This is a genomic window from Niallia nealsonii (assembly GCF_002835805.1).
GTDB lineage: Bacteria > Bacillota > Bacilli > Bacillales > Cytobacillaceae > Niallia > Niallia nealsonii.
Window position 1 is genome coordinate 37,935 of the sequence record NZ_PISE01000060.1, and the last position, 17,579, is coordinate 55,513.

A 17,579-nucleotide genomic window follows, 5' to 3' on the forward strand; every position below is an offset into this window, starting at 1 on the left:
CTTCCCTTTATAGGAAAAAGGAAAGAGTTGATTTTGTTAATATATATTAAAGTGGATAAGCCGTTATCTTTAAATCTTCTCCAACTTTCTCCACATCAGTATACCGAAGATGCACCGCCTCGTTAATCGTTTCTACATCTTCTCCTCTATATGGTGTATAAGAGGATTTACCTCCTAGAATTTTCGGGGCAACATAGACAAGGTATTTTTGGATAAGATTCTCCCGCATAAAACTTGCATTAATTTCGCTGCCCCCTTCTAATAAAATATCTGTAATTCCTTCTTTATACAGCATTTTCAAGGTCATATCACCAGCAATTTTTCCATTTATGCTAGGAACGGTTAAAATTTTAACTCCCTTTTCCTCTAGCAACTTTGCCTTTTCATCGTTTCTTTCCTTTGTTGTCACAATAATTGTCTTGGCTTCTATACAATCTGCTACATGAGCATCTAGTGGTGTCCGCAAATTAGAATCCATAATGATTCGAACTGGATTTTTCCCTTGAAAATCAAGTCTTGTTGTAAGTTTTGGATTATCTGCCAGCACTGTCCCCACTCCTACAAGAATTCCATCTACTTCATTACGTAGCTCATGAACCTCACGCCTTGCCTCTTCTCCTGTAATCCACTTGCTATGTCCAGTATATGCAGCAATTTTTCCATCTAAGGTCATGGCGACTTTAGAAATGACAAATGGCATTTCATAAATCATATTGTGGATAAATCGCTCATTTAGCTTTAATGCTTCTTCTTTTAAAACGCCTACTTCTACTTCAATTCCTGCATGTTTAATAAGATTTATGCCTTTTCCTCCTACAGCAGGATTTGGATCTTCGGTTGCCACCACTACTCTTTTTACACCAGAATCTTTGACAAGATTAGCGCAAGGAGGAGTTTTTCCAAAATGTGAACATGGCTCAAGGGTTACGTAAAGGGTAGCGCCTTTTGCATGCTCTCCTGCCATATGAAAGGCATGAACTTCTGCATGGGGTTCCCCTGCTTTGCGGTGAATGCCTGACCCAACAATCACTCCATCCTTCACAAGAATTGCCCCAACAACAGGATTTGGATTTGTTTTTCCTTTTGCCGTAGCTGCAAGATCTAATGCCATTCTCATAAAATCTTGATCTGTTTTCATCCTTTTTTCTCCCTTATGTTGTTACCATTTTTTCATTTGCCGGAATATGACCTGATTTAAGCACTTTTGTTTTTAAATAGTTTTCATTATATTCCGAGATGTCTCCCCAAATCGGAACATTTTCTTCTGCTGTCAGCCCTATTGATTTTAATGCTGCTAGCTTCTTCGGATTATTTGTAATTAATTTTACTTGCTTTTGACGCAAAAACTGAAGGACCTTAATTGGCTCTTCGTAATTGCGCATATCATCTGGAAAATCTAAAGCATTATTTGCTTCTACCGTATCAAATCCCTCTTGTTGAAGAAGATAAGCCAAAGATTTCGTAAATAATCCAATACCCCTTCCTTCATGGTTTGCAAGATAAAATAGTGCTCCACTGCCATTTTCTACAATCATCTTCATTGATTCTCGCAGCTGAAAGCCACAGTCGCATCGTTTGCTTCCAAATATATCTCCTGTATGGCAAATGCTGTGCATACGAATTAATGCATCGTCCGCATTTTTAAAATCTCCATACACAAGGACTGATGATTGCTGATATTCCGCTAAGTTTAAAGAAGGAAGCATTTCTAATAGTTCTTCTTTTGATTGATTTTTCTCGATAGGCAGCCATGTATACCATTGAAAAGTAACCGTATCTTTTCCAAGTTGAACAGGAAGTTTCACTGGTCCAACTAGACATAAATTATTTGTATCATTAAATAGAAGAATCTCCATTTTATTTTGAAGAAGATTTATCACTTCTTTTTCCATTTCATAATCTCCTTTTCCTTATAGGCCATGTTATTTCTTTTCATGTGTAAAACAAAAAGAATAAACGATAGAACTCTTATTACTTACTATATGTAAGTAAGTATATATTGATAACATATTGACGTCAAGTAACGAAAATAAAAATTACTGATAATTATTATCATATAGGAATTTTTTAAAATATACAAACATGATTTTTTAGTATGCTTTTTTTCCAACATTTACAGTATTTCAATAGCCCCTTTAATTTTCTTTAGCAGAGCCCTGTTTTAAAGCAACTAACTGTTATCACTATGCTAGATTCTATTGTTCCATAATACTTGCGTTTTTATTGTGAATATCCCACAGAATTTTTGGGTATTGTACATGTACTGTCCAAATCACTTTGCAGTCTGAAACTAAATCAATTTGAACATAATACAGAATAGAACATTACTGATACGTTTTGAGGTGAAGATATTGCCTAACAATATTTTAGCTACATTTTTGCGTTTGCCAATCACTTTACGAATTTTAGCTATGTCGATCATTATTATTGTTGCTTTCGGTGCAGCTATTACATGGATAGAACCTCAAAATTTCCCAACATTTTTTGATGGTGTTTGGTGGGCAATTATTACTACATCTACTATTGGATATGGAGATTATGTTCCTAGTACCATATTAGGCCGCTTAGCAGGAATTGCACTTATATTTACAGGAGTAGGCTTTATTTCTACTTATTTTGTCACTTTGGCAACCGCCGCCGTGACAAAACAAAATACTTTTATAGAAGGGAAAGCTATGTATAAAGGAAAAAATCATCTTATCATTATCGGCTGGAATGAACGATCAAGATCCCTTATCTATTCACAGATACAGGACAATAAAAAGCCATCAATTACCCTTATCGATGCCTCCCTAACGAGAAATCCTTTGCCTGACTCTGTTCATTTTATTCAAGGGAATCCTAATATTGATGGTACCCTTCTTATGGCAAATATTGTTTTAGCGGAAAAAGTGATTATTACTGCGGATCAGAATAAAGATGAGCTGCAAGCAGATATGAGCTCGATTTTAACCTTGCTTGCCGTCAAAGGATTAAATCCTGTTGTTACCTGCATCGTAGAAATACTGACAGTCGAACAAGTTGCTAATGCCGAAAGAGCAGGTGCAGATGAAATTATTCAGTCTAATAATTTAACTAGTTTTGTGATGAATAGCAGTTTAAATTCTAAAGATACAATGGTCGCCTTTTTAGACTTGCTTAATCAATTAAAAGAAAAAAAATTAAAAATCATTCCGTTAATTGAGGAAAAGACATGGCAGCCAAATAGCAATTTTGCAGCGTTGAGTGCACATACTTTACAAGAGGGGAAACTGCTTATTGGCATAAAAAGAGGGGAAAAAACTTATTTTGATCCTTCTTCTTCTTTTTTAATAGAAGAAGGAGACGAATTAATTTTTATTACTTCATAACGTGAAATTTCAATCAGTCAGTGTTTTCTTCCTCCCCACTGGTTTCTCGTTTTCTCTTATAATCCCTTAGGTAGGGGAAAATGCAGGATAACGAAATAGACATGAATTATTTATGATAATCCATGTCTATTTCGTTATCCTTATTAATCAAGATAGCTTTTACAAACCTCTAGACATTGTGTACAAATTTCTGCACAATACTGGCAATGTTTATGCTTATGCTTTTGGCATTCTTTTGCACATTCTCCACAAATAGATATGCATAAGCTAGTCAGCTCCTGTACAAACGGTGACTTTCTGATCACTGCTTGTTCCAGATAAGAGCAGAATTCGGCACACTCCCTATCTAAGCGAATACAGTCCAACATTTCGCCTACATGAGGTTCTGCCAAACACTCATTAAGACAATGATTACAAACAATCATGCATTCTTGCAGAGATCGCACTAGCTGTTGCTCTTTCTCAGCCAACATAATAACTCCTCCTTTACTTTTACCTATCTATTTATTTAACCTATTATTTTATCTTCAAACATCCTCTTATTTCAGGAAAAAAACCCCGAAAACAAATTGTTTTCGGGGTTTTTGCAATATCTATTAGTCATTTAAACGTTTTTCAAGCTCTGCTTTTTTCTCTTCAAAGCCTGGTTTTCCTAAAAGAGCAAACATGTTTACTTTGTATGCTTCTACTCCTGGCTGATCAAATGGATTTACTCCTAGTAAATAGCCGCTGATAGCACATGCTTTTTCAAAGAAATATACAAGATAGCCAAATGTATACTCGTCCATTTCTGGAATAGTTACAACTAAGTTTGGAACTCCGCCGTCTGTATGTGCTAATAAAGTACCTTGGAATGCTTTATTGTTAACAAAATCAACTGATTTTCCTGCTAAATAATTTAAGCCGTCTAAATCACTTTCTTCTGCCTCAATAATAATTTCATGACGAGGCTTTTCAACTTTTACAATGGTTTCAAACAAATCACGGCGGCCTTCTTGTACATATTGACCTAGTGAATGCAAGTCTGTTGAGAAGTTAGCTGATGAAGGATAAATTCCTTTTTGGTCTTTTCCTTCACTTTCGCCAAACAATTGTTTCCACCATTCAGAGAAATATTGTAGACCTGGCTCATAGTTAATCAGCATTTCAATTGTTTTCCCCTTATTATAAAGGACATTTCTTACTGCTGCATATTGGTAAGCAATATTTTCCTTTAATTCAGATGAACTAAAGTCCACACGAGCAGCTGCCGCACCTTTCATCATTGTTTCAATATCTGCACCACTAACAGCAATTGGCAATAATCCAACAGCCGTTAATACAGAATAGCGGCCTCCAACATCATCAGGAATCACAAATGTTTCAAAACCTTCTTCTGTTGCTAATGTTTTTAGTGCCCCTCTTGCTTTATCTGTTGTTGCGTAAATTCTTCCTTTTGCTTCTTCCGCACCATACTTTTGTTCCAATAATTTGCGGAACACACGGAAAGCGATTGCAGGTTCAGTCGTAGTACCTGATTTAGAGATAACATTGATAGAAAAATCTTTATCTCCTAAGAAATCAATCACATCACTCATATAAGTAGAGCTGATATCTTTCCCAATAAAGATAATTTGAGGCGTTTTTCTTTTATCATTTGATAATGAATTATAGAAACTATGGTTTAACATTTCGATTGCTGCACGAGCTCCTAAATAAGAACCGCCAATTCCAATTACAAGCAATACTTCTGAATCATTTTGAATTTTTTGAGCTGACTTTTGGATACGAGAAAATTCTTCTTTATCGTATTCAACAGGAAGGTCAATCCATCCTAAAAAGTCATTTCCTGCTCCTGTTTTTTCATGCAGAGAATGATGGGCTACTTTTACAGCATCCTCTAAATATGTAATTTCATGCTCTCCAAAGAAGCTAAGCGCCTTTGAGTAATCAAAACGAACGTGTGTCATAAATGATCCTCCAATTATTTTATTTTTGCTTCTATTTCACTTTAACTAATGTAAGATAACTTATCAAGAAAGATATTAAATTGTAAGCGTATTCAACAAGACTTTTTTCTATTAGGTCTTTTTTTTAAAAGAAAAGGCAAAAAAATCAGCTTCTTTTGATAAGCATGCAATGGTTCCACTTTATCAAAAGGACCAATGTTTTTGCCTTGCTAACTATTGTTTATAAAGAAGCTTCATAAATTGCTTTTACATCCTGAGCATTTAGCGCTTTAAATCTGCCAAATTCTCCATTTGCCATTGCTTTTTCTACCATTACATCTATTTTGCTGTCATCAATATCATAATCAGCTAAACGAGATGGTGCACCTATGCTATTCCAAAATTCTCTTAATTTTTCAATACCTTCTAATCCAACTTCTTCATCGCTTTTTCCTTCTGGATTTACATCAAAGACACGAACAGCTATTTGTTTAAAACGCTCAGGTTTTACGGATAAATTATGCTTCATCCAATTAGGGAAAAGAATAGCAAGTCCCCCGCCATGTGGAATATCGTATACAGCTGATACAGCATGCTCAATATTATGTGTTGCCCAATCTCCTTGGTAACCCATGTTGATCATTCCATTCAGCGCCATCGTTCCACTATAAAGAATGGTTGCACGATACTCATAATTTTCTAAGTCATTTACTAGCTTAGTACCAACTTCCATTACTGTTTTCAACAAAGATTCACACATATAATCTTGGAATTCTGTATGTTCTGCTAAATGAAAATAATGTTCAAATACATGGGACATCATATCAACAATACCGTAAATGGTTTGATCCTTCGGCACTGTGTATGTATTTTCTGGATCAAGAATAGAGAATACCGGGAATGTTAATGGACTTCCCCAACCATATTTTTCTTGCGTTTCCCAATTGGTAATAACAGACCCAGAGTTCATTTCAGAACCAGTTGCAGCTAATGTCAGCACTGTCCCAAATGGAAGTGCACTTGTTGGCATCGCTTTTTTTGTTACGATATCCCATGGGTTTCCATCATATTTTGCACCAACTGCTATTGCTTTTGTACAGTCAATAACGCTACCGCCGCCAACTGCCAGCAAGAAATCAATTCCCTCTGTTTTGCAAATATCTACGCCTCGTTGAACAGTCGATAAGCGAGGATTAGGCTCTACACCAGCCAGTTCAAAAACTTCTTTGCCGCTTTCTTTTAAGATTGCAACCACTTTATTATATAATCCATTTCTTTTGATGCTTCCTCCGCCATATACAAGTAATACTTTATTTCCAAAGGAAGCAACTTGATTTTTTAATTGCTCTAATTGGCCTTTTCCAAAAATAAGTTTGGTTGGATTCCAAAAAACAAAATTCTCCAATATTTTTCCTCCTTAAGAATTGCTAGATAAGACATAGCAAAAATGTCTGTACCTATTATGAAACAAATAATAGATAAAAAGCAAAATTTTAGCTTGAACATTTTATTTTCACAAAAAATCTTGTTTCTAGCCGAAGAAAAAATTAGCATTTATTTCATCATGTATAATTATATGCACTATAAACCACCCTATTAATGAACCCAACAAAGGAGGAAAAGAACATGAGCGCAATCCAAAGAATTGCATTATTACTTACTATCGTTGGCGCAATAAATTGGGGATTAATTGGATTCTTCCAATTCGACCTTGTAGCATTTATTTTTGGCGGACAAGGATCTGTCCTTGCTAGAATTATTTACGGATTAGTTGGTATTGCTGGATTAATCAATCTTGGCTTATTATTTAAACCCTCTCAAGAAATAGTACGTGAACCAGAACCAAGAGCAACAAGATAAATTAATATACTAATATGGTATAAAAAGAGCATATATCCTTTTTAGGCTATATTAATAAATAAAATTCAAAAAACCTGGTATAAAATAGATAACCTATTTTATACCAGGTTTTTTATTTCATTAAGCCTAAAATAACTTTTGGATTTCTTTGCCCTTGATTTACAGCAGGATCGCCAATTATCTCATCCATATATGCATGGCTTTCTGGATTCTTCCTTAATACAAATCTAAATTCCCAGCTTTCCTTAACAGACAAATAAAACTAAATAAAAAGCCAATATAACAGGCCATTGGTTTCCCAAAAGAACTCTATATAAACATTAAATGTTTATATTTATAGTCATTATGCCTTTATATCAGCTTTTATTTTAATTACTTTTTAATTAAATCGTTGCGGTTTGATTGATCAATCCACTCTTGTAATTTATCTTTTAATGTATTAAATCCTTGCGCACTTTCTGTTTCTGTTTTAATTGGTGCTGCTGCTTGGCGTTTTGCACGAGGTTTTTTTGCTTTTTCAGCTTCAGGCTGTGCTGGAGCTTCTTCAGTTGCACGAATAGATAAACCGATTTTCCCTGCGTTTTCATCAATAGAAAGTACTTTTACTTGTACTTCATCTCCAACTTTTAAAAACTCGTTAATATCTTTAACAAAGCCATGCGTTACTTCTGAAATATGAACAAGACCTTGTGTATTTTCATCTAATGATACGAACGCGCCATATGGCTGAATGCCCGTTACTTTTCCTGTAATTACGCTTCCAACTTCAATTTTATCTGACATGGTAACACTCCTAATTTTTATATTAACTTACCTTTTATATGCATTATAAAATTATATCACAAATCTGCTCACATTACAAAAAAACTTCTTTTTAAGCATAGCTTTTTTATTTTCTTATCACTTTACTATAGAGATGGAGGGTTAACAGCGAATACTAAAAAAGTAAAAGAACGGCATTTTCAGCCGTTCTTTATTTAAAAATATATATCATGAATGGTTGCTAATAAAGTTTTTGATTCTTTTCATCGCTTCTTGCAATTGTTCTAATGATGTAGCATAGGAACAGCGAATATGACCTTCTCCACTTATCCCAAAAACATTTCCTGGAACAACCGCCACTTTTTCTTCTATTAGAAGTTTCTCAGCAAATTCCTCAGAACTCATCCCGGTAGAAGCAATGGAAGGAAATGCATAAAAAGCTCCACCTGGAATATGACAAGTTAAACCCATCTCATTTAAAGATTCTACAATATAATTCCTTCTTCTATGATAGCTTTTTTTCATTTCTTCTACATCGTTGCTGCCATTTCTAAGAGAGTCCAACCCAGCAAATTGTGCCATTGTAGGAGCACACATTAAACTATATTGATGAATTTTCAACATCGCCTGGATCAGACTTTCTTCGGCACAAACAAATCCTAAGCGCCACCCTGTCATAGCAAAACCTTTTGAAAAACCAGATATTAAGATCGTTCTATCTCGCATGTCTTCAATGGCGCCCAGGCTTGTATATTCATCGTCATAACAAAGTTCTGCATAGATTTCATCGGAGAGAACCAGCAAGTCATGCTCTTTAGCAATTGCTGCGATGCCTTTCAGCTCCTCTTTTGATAAAGTAGAACCTGTTGGATTATTTGGCGAACATATCATAATAGCTTTTGTTTTTGATGTTATTGCTTCTTCCAGTTGTGATGGCAGCACTTTAAAATCATTTTCCTTTAATGTTTGAACAGCAACTGCACTACCACCAGCCAGTTCCACTAATGGAATATAGGAAACGAAGCTTGGTTCTAAAACAATTACTTCATCACCTGGATCTAAAATCGCTCTTAATGCAATATCAATAGCTTGGCTTGCTCCAACTGTTACAATTATTTCTGATTTCGGAGCATATTGTACAGCAAATCTAGTCTTCATATAATGAGCAATTTCTACGCGCAGTTCAAGTAAACCAGCGTTTGCTGTATAAGAAGTATAACCCTGCTCAAGAGAAAGGATTGCTGCTTCCCGAGCCGACCATGAAGTAACAAAGTCAGGCTCTCCAACACCAAGGGAAATAACTCCCTCCATTCCCGACGCTAAATCAAAAAATTTTCGGATTCCTGATGGTTTTATTTCCTCCACTTTTTTTGCTATATAACTTTTCGTTGTGTTCATTATGGTGACACCACAATTCGTTTGTCATCATCATTTGGTGCAAAAATAGTACCATCATGTTTATATTGTTTTAAGATAAAATGTGTTGTCGTAGATATAACAGAATCAATTGTAGATAATTTTTCAGAAACAAATCTTGCTACCTCATTCATTGATTTCCCTTCAATAATAACAGACAAATCATATGCTCCTGACATTAAATACAGGGATTTCACTTCTTTGAAACGGTATATTCTTTGCGCAACCTCATCAAAGCCTACCCCTCTTTTCGGCGTTACTTTTACATCAATCATTGCTGTAACACCTTCATGCCCCTCTACCTTTGACCAGTCAACAATGGAAGTATAGCGGACCACTACATTCATTTCTTCTAGTTTTTGAATCATCTGTTTCGTTGACTCTAAGCTCTCATTAACCATTTTTGCAATATCTTCATCAGAAACACGAGCATTTTTTTCTAATATTTCGGCAATTTCAATTTCTTTTTCCGTTAGTATCATCTAAACTCCTCCTGGTTTCCTAAAATAAATCTATTATATCAAAAAAGTGCTTCCATTATTTTTAAAAATAAATATTTTTTCTTCTTTTTTAATCAGATAGAACAGGCTCCGCTATTCTTTATTGCTAAAAGTCGCTTAGCAATCATTTCACACTTATCCATTGGAATAAATTCCTCAAAAGAGAATTCATAAATAGCTCTTATTTTCACGGCTAATGGTTGATAATCATCGAAATCGTGAACCGCTTGAATACAATCTGCAATTTCTGTATCATAATTTCCTTCTCCCATTTGAAAAGGATCCCATTCATTTAAAGTCCTTACAAATTCAAGATTCATCTCTTGATTATTCATTTTCTTCACCCTTATCATAAAATTTCATAAAACATATTTTATCACAAACATCCTCGAATCTGTTGACAATCGCTTGCATTTATTTATGTATGAGATCTCTCTTTTTTATAGGAATATTTACCTTGTTCATTCTCCTTCATTACATCTTTTCCATTGACAATTATACAGACAAGTTTTATGATTTCATTTAGTTAAAAAAAGCTACTATTAAAATTTTTCCGAAAAAAGAGCAAATTTAGGTGTCCTCCAAAATGTTTTTTACATAGGCTGTTTTCGTAAACTTGGTTACTTTTAAAGGAGTAGGTTATTTCCGTTCTAGGACGCTCGCTCGCTTTTCGTGGGGCGGTGAGCCTCCTCAGGCTGTGGCCTTGGGGGGTCTCATCTGTCCCGCTAATCCCACAGGAGTCTCGCACCTTTCACTCCAATCCACCTGTTTTAACCATGGATTTACTCATGGAAACGATCCGAAAAACAACAATCTTTTAGAAAACAGCCTTTACATAAGCTCTTTTAAAGTTTGGATTCCTAAAAAGGGCCATCAAACAAAAGATTATACGCTCAGTCTTCTATAGGAATAAAAGTAAATGTTTTTTCAGTTTAGCACTGTTAATATGATTTGTTGATTTATGATTCATTTGTAAAAGAGCTTGTTATTAATAATTATCCATTAACTAAAGCCTTCTATATTAATAAAGGATGTGGCAAAAATGATACAGACAGAAGTAAGAGGTGCACCAGTTTATTATGCCTGTGAACCAAGAGTATTAGACCAATTAGATCAATTATTACAGCGTTATGATAAAAAAAATTGTTTAGTATTGCATGGGGAGAAATCTTGGAATGCTATTTCTCCATATTTTCCAAAATCCCTTGATTATGCATCCCTAACATTTCTGCCTTATAACGGGGAATGTTCATTAAATGAAATAAGCCGGATTACCGAGCTTGTTAAGGAAAATAAATTTGACTCCATTATTGGAATAGGTGGAGGTAAAGTTTTAGATATTGCCAAAGCGAGTGCAAATGATGCACAGGTTGATGCTATTTTAATTCCTACCTTGGCCTCTACTTGTGCTGCATGGACACCACTAAGTGTTATATATACAGATGATGGTGTTTTCACACATTACACTATTTTCCCTAAAAGTACATTAATGGTGCTATTTGAGCCAAGAGTTCTTTTGCAGTCACCAACAGACTATTTTATTGCTGGAATTGGGGATACTTTAGCGAAGTGGTATGAAGCAGATGTGATTATTCGAGAATTGACAGAAGTTCCTCTTGTTGTAAAAATTGCACACCAATCAGCACAGCTTTGCCGCGATGTTCTCTTAGAACATGGGGAACAAGCGATTAAAGATCAACGAGAAGGAATACTTACTAGCGCACTGCAAAAAGTTATGGAAACAAATATTGTTGCTGGAGGAATGGTAGGCGGATTTGGGGATAAATTTGGCAGAATCTCTGGAGCTCATTCTATTCATAATGCCTTAACAACACAAGCTGAAACTCACCATTTATTGCATGGAGCTAAAGTTGCTTACGGTATACTTATTCAGCTAATTCTTGAAGGAAATGCTCAAGAAGTGTTGAATTTAAGAAATTTTTATAAAAATTTGGCTTTGCCTCTTACTTTAAAGGATTTAGGACTAACAATCGATCAACCACAAAAGCTTCGCCAGATTGCTGAGGCTGCAACAATGGAAAAGGAATCCATTCATTTGTTAAAAGAAGAAATTACAGCAGAAAAAGTACTGCAAGCAATTTATGATTTAGAAGAATTGTTGCAATAGAAGCAAAAAATGCCGAGGTCTGACTGAAAATATTTCAGTCAGATCTTTTTTATGAATCAATAACCACCAGCATCTTCCCTTACCAATTCTTAAATTTTATCATTACTCTCTTAGCCTTATTCTATTGCTGTAACCCTTCGAACCCACCAGTTATATCCAACTTTTACAGTAGAATTTTTTTCTTAATATTAATTAAATTTATTGACAATATAAAAATATCGGAATATGATTTTATATAAAGTTGCATTAACGCAAAATTTTAATACTCAGCAAAAAAATACAACTACAGAAACAAGGTGACATTCATGAATAATGAAAGTGAAAATACCTTACCAAATAAAAAGAGCGTACCAGTTGAAGCTATTCTAAAAGGGCAAACAAAAGGATTCCGTCAAATTCTTCCTTTTTTAGGTCCTGCTTTTATTGCAGCGATTGCTTATATTGATCCTGGCAATTTTGCAACAAATATTGCTGCTGGCTCCAAGTATGGCTATTTATTATTATGGGTTATATTGTTTTCAAATATTATGGCGTTGATTATCCAATCACTATCTGCAAAACTTGGAATTGCAACAGGAAAAAATTTAGCAGAAGTAGCAAGAGAAGAATTTTCAAAACCAGTTTCTGTTGGATTATGGATTCAAGGCGAGCTTGTGATAATGGCTACCGATTTAGCAGAATTCATCGGAGCTGCTCTTGGCATCTATTTATTGTTCGGTATTCCGATGATTGAAGCAAGCATTATTGCCGCAATTGGTTCCTTTGCAATTTTAGAATTGCAAAGAAGGGGATTTCGTTCACTAGAAGCTGGCATTACAGCCATGCTTTTTATGGTAGTATTATCTTTTATTGTACAAATGTTTTTTGCAAAACCAGATGTTCATTCTGTTTTACATGGACTTTTCACCCCTCAGTTTCAAGGAAATGACAGTATATTGCTTGCAGCGGGCATACTCGGAGCAACAGTTATGCCTCATGCCATTTATTTACATTCTGCTTTAACCCAAAATAGAATAGTCGGTCATTCTGATAAAGAAAAAAAACTCATCTTCCGTTTTGAATTTATTGATATTCTGATTGCAATGCTTATTGCTGGATTTATTAATGCAGCGATGCTGATTATTTCTAGCTCTTTATTTCATCAAAATGGATTATTTGTGGAGGATTTAGAAGTAGCCTTTCATCACTTTGAACATTTGGTTAGTCCATTATCTGCGATTCTGTTTGGTTTAGGGCTATTAATTGCAGGGCTTTCCAGTTCTTCTGTCGGCACCATGTCTGGCGATGTTATTATGCAAGGATTTATTCATTACCGAATCCCCCTTTATGTGAGAAGATTTATTACAATTATTCCACCAATTGCTATTATTGCTTCAGGAGTAAACCCCACTACTGCATTAGTGCTTAGTCAAGTGGTGCTCTCTTTTGGGATCGGATTTGCATTAATTCCTCTCATTATGTTTACAAGTAATCAGCGCATTATGGGATCACTCAAAAATTCAACCATTATTACGATGATTTCTTGGTTAATGGCTATTATTATAGTTTTTTTAAATATATTTTTATTAATTCAAAGCTTTTAAAATTAAAAACACTCTCCTCTCAAAAGTTGTTTTACCGTAAGTAAGGCGATGCCGTCATTTTTTTGGCATCGCCTTATTGATTATTTTTTTATAGCACCACAAGAAACTCGTGCACCTGAATCTCCAGCAGGCTGTGTCATGCCATCATCTCCTGTTTCTGTTATAACTATAGACGTTCCCTTTTTTTGAAACAAAGAGTTTTTCCCCTCTTTTAAAGTAACTTGGGGAGCCATAATTTCTGCCTTTACTGTTCCATCATCTTCTGCAATAATATTTGGCAAATCCCCTGCATGTGCCCCCTTCGGATAAAGGAGGCCATGGTCTTTTTTATCTGGATTAAAATGATTGCCTGCCGATTGAAAATCAGGAGCATCGCATTTTTTTGTTTCATGAATATGAATGCCGTGGACACCAGGTGTTAATCCTTTTAAATCTAAGCTTAACATAACCCCATTTGATTTCTCTGTTAATGTAATGCTCCCTAATGAATCACCTACATCATTAAACATTTCTACATCCATTTTTGTCACATTTCCTTGTGCGCAACCGCTAAGAAGAAACAGCATGACACATAATACGATTAATTTTTTCATCTTTTTAGCCTCCGCAAACATTTTTTTTAGTTTTTGTAGAAATGAAAATATTTATGCCCGTTTATTCATGTCCATAAAAAAATCGATATGATACTATTTAGTTAGCGGCTAAATGAAAATAGCTGCTTTTAAAAAATGAAGGGGGTTTTTTTTTGTCGGAATTAAAGGTAGGAGAAATTGTTGCTGCTTTTTATAAAACAGGAAAATATATAGGAGAAATAAAGGAGATTCGTGCACAAAGTTATTTGGTGGAAGTTCTTGCCGTTTTAAAACACCCGATGCAAGGTGACCTTCATCATCCGAAAATAGTAGATGGAGTTTTTTTTCACGAACGAAAAGCACTTAACTTTAAGGAAAAAACCAATGTACCAAAACAAATGGCCAAAAGATTGGAAGAACCCGTTCCAAACTATCAAGATTCTTTACGCACCTCTTTAGAAAAAATGAAACAAGAGCTTACAGAAGATTCGTCAGCGTTTGCAGAACGGAGTTTGCAAAACCTTCATATAATCGAAAAAGAATATTCCTTATAAAGTGAAACTTCAATCAATGGGAGTCTTACTGCCCATTAATGTGTGATAAACAACTTTTGTCATCCAGTCATGCAAATAAAAAAGTGGGATAAATGAAAATGCTTCATTTCATTCACCCCACTTTTTGTACATATAAGCTTAATGTTTGATTTCTTTTAAGCAAACTTATTAAATAGTTTCGAAACATCAATTAAGTCTCCAATAGTTGTTGGTTCAGGTTTTTCCAAATATTTTTTATCTTGTTCAACAAGTCTGAAAATATGATAGGTCGTTAGGGCATCATCCAAGGCACGATGATGTCGCCCTGTTCCTTCTCTTCCATATTCTTTAACAGCCTTCCATAATCCAGTTTGATTTTGATCACCAAAAAAACGCTTATATTCCATCGACAAATCTACTTCGTCCAATTGTAGGGAGAAGGGAATACCCGCTTTAAAGCAGTTGTTTTTTAATACCTTCATATCCATATTGCCCCAGGTGACAATAATGTTATGATAGCCACAACATACTTCCTCTATTTTCTTCACTAAGTCGTAAAAAGATATTCCTTTATTCACATCTTGTTGTGATATATGTAGAAAGGTTTTGCATCTTTCAGAAAGAATTGGAAATTTACGGGGAGCAACATAGGACGAAAATTTTTCTCTAACAACATCATTTACAACCGCTACAATACCCACTTCAATAATTTCAGGAAAAAAGCCTTTAAATTTTGCACTTTTTTCAGGCATCGTAAATTCAAAGTCAATAAATACATATTGATTTTTTTCCATCTTTTCACCTTCTTTCACACTCTTATGACGAAAACAGATGATTCTAATGATTTCCTACTACTAAAATATGAAAACAAATGCACCATTTATGTTTTTATTATAACAGAATATTTCAGTAACCTTTTTAATTTTCTGTATTTTTTATACGAATTATGGAAAAATTTTTAATAAAGAGGGAAACAAAAACAGAAGTAATCTTTATCCAAATAATATATGATAAAAAAGAACTACTACTAAAGATTAATCAGAGGGAAAAGCGTGGTAAAAAAAAGAAGTTATATTATTATAGGCATTATGTTCTGCTTATTTATTTGCATGATTATAGCTGTAGCAAAAGAAAAAAAGCAGCTAGTCAGCTTTCATGCTTATTTAGAGAAAAAAATATCTATGTCAAACTTGCAGCTTGAAGAAACAAGTTATATAAAGGATAAAAATAATCAAATCATATCAGAAATCCAAACATCTATTCACAGAAAAAGTTTAACAGAGGAGAAAATACCTAATTTTATAAAACAAGTGTTTATTCTTTCCGAAGATCAACATTTCTATGAGCATAAAGGCTTTGATGTTCCTTCTATGGGTAGAGCCCTATTTGCGAATATAGAATCGCAAAGTATAGAGCAAGGAGCCAGTACAATTACACAGCAACTGGCACGTAACTACTTAAAATCTTATAACAAAACATATAATCGCAAGCTGCAAGAGCTTTTTTACGCATATGAATTGGAGAGGAAAAGGACAAAAGAAGAAATTTTGACTGATTACGTAAATGCCATTTATTTTGCTAACGGAATGTACGGCTTAGAGGCGGCAGCAGAGTTTTACTTTGATGATTCTGTAGCAAAATTAACAAAGGCTCAGCTTATTTTTTTAGCAAGCATTCCAAATAATCCGACTGTTTACAATCCTATTCATCATTTTAAGCAGACAAAAAAGAGACAAGAGCGACTAATTGATCTCCTTGCAGCCAACAACATCATCTCGAAAAAAGAAAGCATACAGTTAAAAAAAGAGAAACTCAGCTTAACCTTAAAAACAGAGACTGATTTATACCCAGACTATACAACCTATGTAGAAGAAGAATTAAAACAATTAATTGCTGAAAACTATGGCTATACTAAAAAACTGCAAAATGCTTCAGATAAAGAAAAAGAGATAATAGAAAAGCAGCTGCAGCAAGAAGTTGCTGATTTATATAAAAAAGGCATTACTATTCAAACTGCTCTTTTGCCATCCATTCAACAAAAAGCTGTAGCAGCGCTAAACAAGACACTTGCTCCTTATGAAACAGAAGGAGCAGCCGTTGTTATTGATCAGCACACACACCAAATTCTGGCATTAGTAGCAGGGAAAAATTATAAAAAACATGACTTCAACCGAAGCTATCAAGCTTATCGTCAGCCTGGATCTGCCATTAAGCCTCTTTTAGTGTATGCTCCCTATTTAGAAGAAACGAAAAAAGGAATTTATTCTCAAGTGAATGCAGGAGCATATTGCAGCGGAAGCTATTGCCCCAAAAATTATAGCGGCAAAAATTATGGAATGGTTACAATCGAAAATGCATTTATCCATTCTTACAATACACCTGCTGTCAGAATTTTAGACACTATTGGCATAGAAAAAGCCTTCACTTATTTACAGCCTTTTCAATTCCAGCACGTTTCCGAAAATGATTATCATTTATCTGCAGCCGTTGGGGGATTTTCTTCTGGAATAACTCCGTTAGAGCTCACAGATGCTTATACTACTTTCGGCAATGACGGGACATACAAAAAAGCAAGAGCTATTCTTTCAGTCAAAGATGCAAATGGAAAAGAAATAATGAAATGGAAAGATAAATCAATTTCTGTTTGGAGCGAACAGACAAATGAAAAAATGAGGCAACTACTAAAACATACCGTTACATCTGGCACTGCAAAAAAAGCTTATTTTCCCTCCACTTATCTTGGCGGCAAAACTGGCACCACTAATAACTATAAAGACTATTGGATTGTCGGCTTATCCAATACCCAAACAGTAGGCGTTTGGGTTGGAAGGGATCAGCCAAGCAGCTTAGAAGCAATAGAATCTCAATCGCCTCATCTCCATATATGGAAACAAATAATGAAAAGATAAAAATACCCTTTCAAAAAGGGATTTATAAGTGAAAGAAG

Annotated in this window: 17 protein-coding genes; 6 read left to right on the top strand and 11 right to left on the bottom strand. The window is 34.7% G+C overall.

The genetic code is table 11. The features are described 5' to 3' along the window. Window positions 1–46: 46 nt before the first annotated feature. Both ribD and CWS01_RS20495 read right to left on the bottom strand, forming a co-directional pair. Window positions 47–1,138, bottom strand: coding sequence for a bifunctional diaminohydroxyphosphoribosylaminopyrimidine deaminase/5-amino-6-(5-phosphoribosylamino)uracil reductase RibD (ribD, locus tag CWS01_RS20490; RefSeq protein ID WP_101179102.1), 1,092 nt, complete (start codon window positions 1,136–1,138; stop codon window positions 47–49). 13 nt (window positions 1,139–1,151) lie between these two features. Next, on the bottom strand, window positions 1,152–1,892 hold the full coding sequence (locus CWS01_RS20495; RefSeq protein ID WP_101179104.1) for a GTP cyclohydrolase II: 741 nt from the start codon (window positions 1,890–1,892) through the stop codon (window positions 1,152–1,154). Between the two features lie 450 nt (window positions 1,893–2,342). On the opposite strand from CWS01_RS20495, the gene CWS01_RS20500 reads away from it, so the two are divergent. Beyond that, window positions 2,343–3,350 carry a potassium channel family protein gene (locus tag CWS01_RS20500; protein ID WP_407938587.1) on the top strand — a complete coding sequence of 336 codons (1,008 nt, stop codon included), beginning with the start codon at window positions 2,343–2,345 and terminating at the stop codon, window positions 3,348–3,350. Between the two features lie 143 nt (window positions 3,351–3,493). Here CWS01_RS20500 and CWS01_RS20505 read toward each other — a convergent pair whose 3' ends face one another. The 3 genes from CWS01_RS20505 to CWS01_RS20515 all read right to left on the bottom strand — a co-directional run bounded on the left by CWS01_RS20505 (window position 3,494) and on the right by CWS01_RS20515 (window position 6,683). After that, window positions 3,494–3,823, bottom strand: a complete 330-nt coding sequence (locus CWS01_RS20505) for a four-helix bundle copper-binding protein (protein WP_101179108.1) — start codon at window positions 3,821–3,823, stop codon at window positions 3,494–3,496. Window positions 3,824–3,946: 123 nt separating this feature from the next. Continuing rightward, complete coding sequence (locus tag CWS01_RS20510) at window positions 3,947–5,299, bottom strand: glucose-6-phosphate isomerase (RefSeq protein WP_101179110.1); 1,353 nt, start codon at window positions 5,297–5,299, stop codon at window positions 3,947–3,949. Window positions 5,300–5,519: 220 nt separating this feature from the next. Further along, the gene (locus CWS01_RS20515) at window positions 5,520–6,683 is read right to left on the bottom strand and encodes an iron-containing alcohol dehydrogenase (protein ID WP_101179112.1); all 1,164 of its coding nucleotides are present in this window, start codon (window positions 6,681–6,683) and stop codon (window positions 5,520–5,522) included. A 221-nt stretch (window positions 6,684–6,904) separates the two neighbouring features. On the opposite strand from CWS01_RS20515, the gene CWS01_RS20520 reads away from it, so the two are divergent. Continuing rightward, entirely contained in the window at window positions 6,905–7,138 is a 234-nt protein-coding gene (locus tag CWS01_RS20520; RefSeq protein ID WP_101179114.1) for a DUF378 domain-containing protein, read from the top strand. A 372-nt stretch (window positions 7,139–7,510) separates the two neighbouring features. On the opposite strand, the gene yugI is transcribed toward CWS01_RS20520, so the two are convergent. The 4 genes from yugI to CWS01_RS20540 form a co-directional block, all read right to left on the bottom strand. Beyond that, window positions 7,511–7,921: a S1 domain-containing post-transcriptional regulator GSP13 gene (gene yugI, locus CWS01_RS20525; RefSeq protein WP_101179116.1), complete on the bottom strand. Its 411-nt coding sequence runs from the start codon at window positions 7,919–7,921 to the stop codon at window positions 7,511–7,513. A 207-nt stretch (window positions 7,922–8,128) separates the two neighbouring features. Further along, the gene (locus CWS01_RS20530) at window positions 8,129–9,298 is read right to left on the bottom strand and encodes an aminotransferase (RefSeq protein ID WP_101179118.1); all 1,170 of its coding nucleotides are present in this window, start codon (window positions 9,296–9,298) and stop codon (window positions 8,129–8,131) included. Beyond that, window positions 9,298–9,798 (bottom strand): Lrp/AsnC family transcriptional regulator, encoded by a 501-nt coding sequence (locus tag CWS01_RS20535; RefSeq protein ID WP_101179120.1) that lies wholly within the window; start codon window positions 9,796–9,798, stop codon window positions 9,298–9,300. The genes CWS01_RS20530 and CWS01_RS20535 overlap by 1 nt, the downstream gene beginning before the upstream one ends. A gap of 92 nt (window positions 9,799–9,890) precedes the next feature. After that, window positions 9,891–10,151, bottom strand: a complete 261-nt coding sequence (locus CWS01_RS20540; protein ID WP_101179122.1) for a DUF1871 family protein — start codon at window positions 10,149–10,151, stop codon at window positions 9,891–9,893. Between the two features lie 707 nt (window positions 10,152–10,858). Between CWS01_RS20540 and CWS01_RS20545 the strand changes: the two genes are divergently transcribed. Both CWS01_RS20545 and CWS01_RS20550 read left to right on the top strand, forming a co-directional pair. Further along, complete coding sequence (locus tag CWS01_RS20545; RefSeq protein ID WP_101179124.1) at window positions 10,859–11,944, top strand: iron-containing alcohol dehydrogenase family protein; 1,086 nt, start codon at window positions 10,859–10,861, stop codon at window positions 11,942–11,944. 305 nt (window positions 11,945–12,249) lie between these two features. Next, window positions 12,250–13,527, top strand: a complete 1,278-nt coding sequence (locus CWS01_RS20550) for an Nramp family divalent metal transporter (RefSeq protein ID WP_101179126.1) — start codon at window positions 12,250–12,252, stop codon at window positions 13,525–13,527. A gap of 80 nt (window positions 13,528–13,607) precedes the next feature. Here the strand turns inward: CWS01_RS20550 and CWS01_RS20555 are convergent, their stop codons facing one another. Then, entirely contained in the window at window positions 13,608–14,120 is a 513-nt protein-coding gene (locus CWS01_RS20555) for a superoxide dismutase family protein (protein ID WP_101179129.1), read from the bottom strand. Window positions 14,121–14,272: 152 nt separating this feature from the next. Between CWS01_RS20555 and CWS01_RS20560 the strand changes: the two genes are divergently transcribed. Further along, window positions 14,273–14,653: a kinase-associated lipoprotein B gene (locus CWS01_RS20560; RefSeq protein WP_101179131.1), complete on the top strand. Its 381-nt coding sequence runs from the start codon at window positions 14,273–14,275 to the stop codon at window positions 14,651–14,653. Between the two features lie 155 nt (window positions 14,654–14,808). Here the strand turns inward: CWS01_RS20560 and kapD are convergent, their stop codons facing one another. Beyond that, window positions 14,809–15,426: a 3'-5' exonuclease KapD gene (gene kapD, locus CWS01_RS20565; protein ID WP_101179133.1), complete on the bottom strand. Its 618-nt coding sequence runs from the start codon at window positions 15,424–15,426 to the stop codon at window positions 14,809–14,811. Window positions 15,427–15,684: 258 nt separating this feature from the next. Here kapD and CWS01_RS20570 point away from each other — a divergent pair, with 258 nt between their 5' ends. Beyond that, on the top strand, window positions 15,685–17,541 hold the full coding sequence (locus CWS01_RS20570) for a transglycosylase domain-containing protein (protein ID WP_235852136.1): 1,857 nt from the start codon (window positions 15,685–15,687) through the stop codon (window positions 17,539–17,541). The last annotated feature ends 38 nt before the right edge of the window (window positions 17,542–17,579 follow it).

Excerpts from the sequence above, each read along its gene's own strand:
- CWS01_RS20520 (WP_101179114.1), top strand. The coding sequence starts at position 6,905 with ATGAGCGCAATCCAAAGAATTGCATTATTACTTACTATCGTTGGCGCA.
- CWS01_RS20530 (WP_101179118.1), bottom strand. The coding sequence starts at position 9,298 with ATGAACACAACGAAAAGTTATATAGCAAAAAAAGTGGAGGAAATAAAA.
- CWS01_RS20535 (WP_101179120.1), bottom strand. The coding sequence starts at position 9,798 with ATGATACTAACGGAAAAAGAAATTGAAATTGCCGAAATATTAGAAAAA.
- CWS01_RS20495 (WP_101179104.1), bottom strand. The coding sequence starts at position 1,892 with ATGGAAAAAGAAGTGATAAATCTTCTTCAAAATAAAATGGAGATTCTT.
- CWS01_RS20550 (WP_101179126.1), top strand. The coding sequence starts at position 12,250 with ATGAATAATGAAAGTGAAAATACCTTACCAAATAAAAAGAGCGTACCA.
- yugI (WP_101179116.1), bottom strand. The coding sequence starts at position 7,921 with ATGTCAGATAAAATTGAAGTTGGAAGCGTAATTACAGGAAAAGTAACG.
- CWS01_RS20555 (WP_101179129.1), bottom strand. The coding sequence starts at position 14,120 with ATGAAAAAATTAATCGTATTATGTGTCATGCTGTTTCTTCTTAGCGGT.
- CWS01_RS20545 (WP_101179124.1), top strand. The coding sequence starts at position 10,859 with ATGATACAGACAGAAGTAAGAGGTGCACCAGTTTATTATGCCTGTGAA.
- CWS01_RS20540 (WP_101179122.1), bottom strand. The coding sequence starts at position 10,151 with ATGAATAATCAAGAGATGAATCTTGAATTTGTAAGGACTTTAAATGAA.
- CWS01_RS20505 (WP_101179108.1), bottom strand. The coding sequence starts at position 3,823 with ATGTTGGCTGAGAAAGAGCAACAGCTAGTGCGATCTCTGCAAGAATGC.
- kapD (WP_101179133.1), bottom strand. The coding sequence starts at position 15,426 with ATGGAAAAAAATCAATATGTATTTATTGACTTTGAATTTACGATGCCT.
- ribD (WP_101179102.1), bottom strand. The coding sequence starts at position 1,138 with ATGAAAACAGATCAAGATTTTATGAGAATGGCATTAGATCTTGCAGCT.
- CWS01_RS20510 (WP_101179110.1), bottom strand. The coding sequence starts at position 5,299 with ATGACACACGTTCGTTTTGATTACTCAAAGGCGCTTAGCTTCTTTGGA.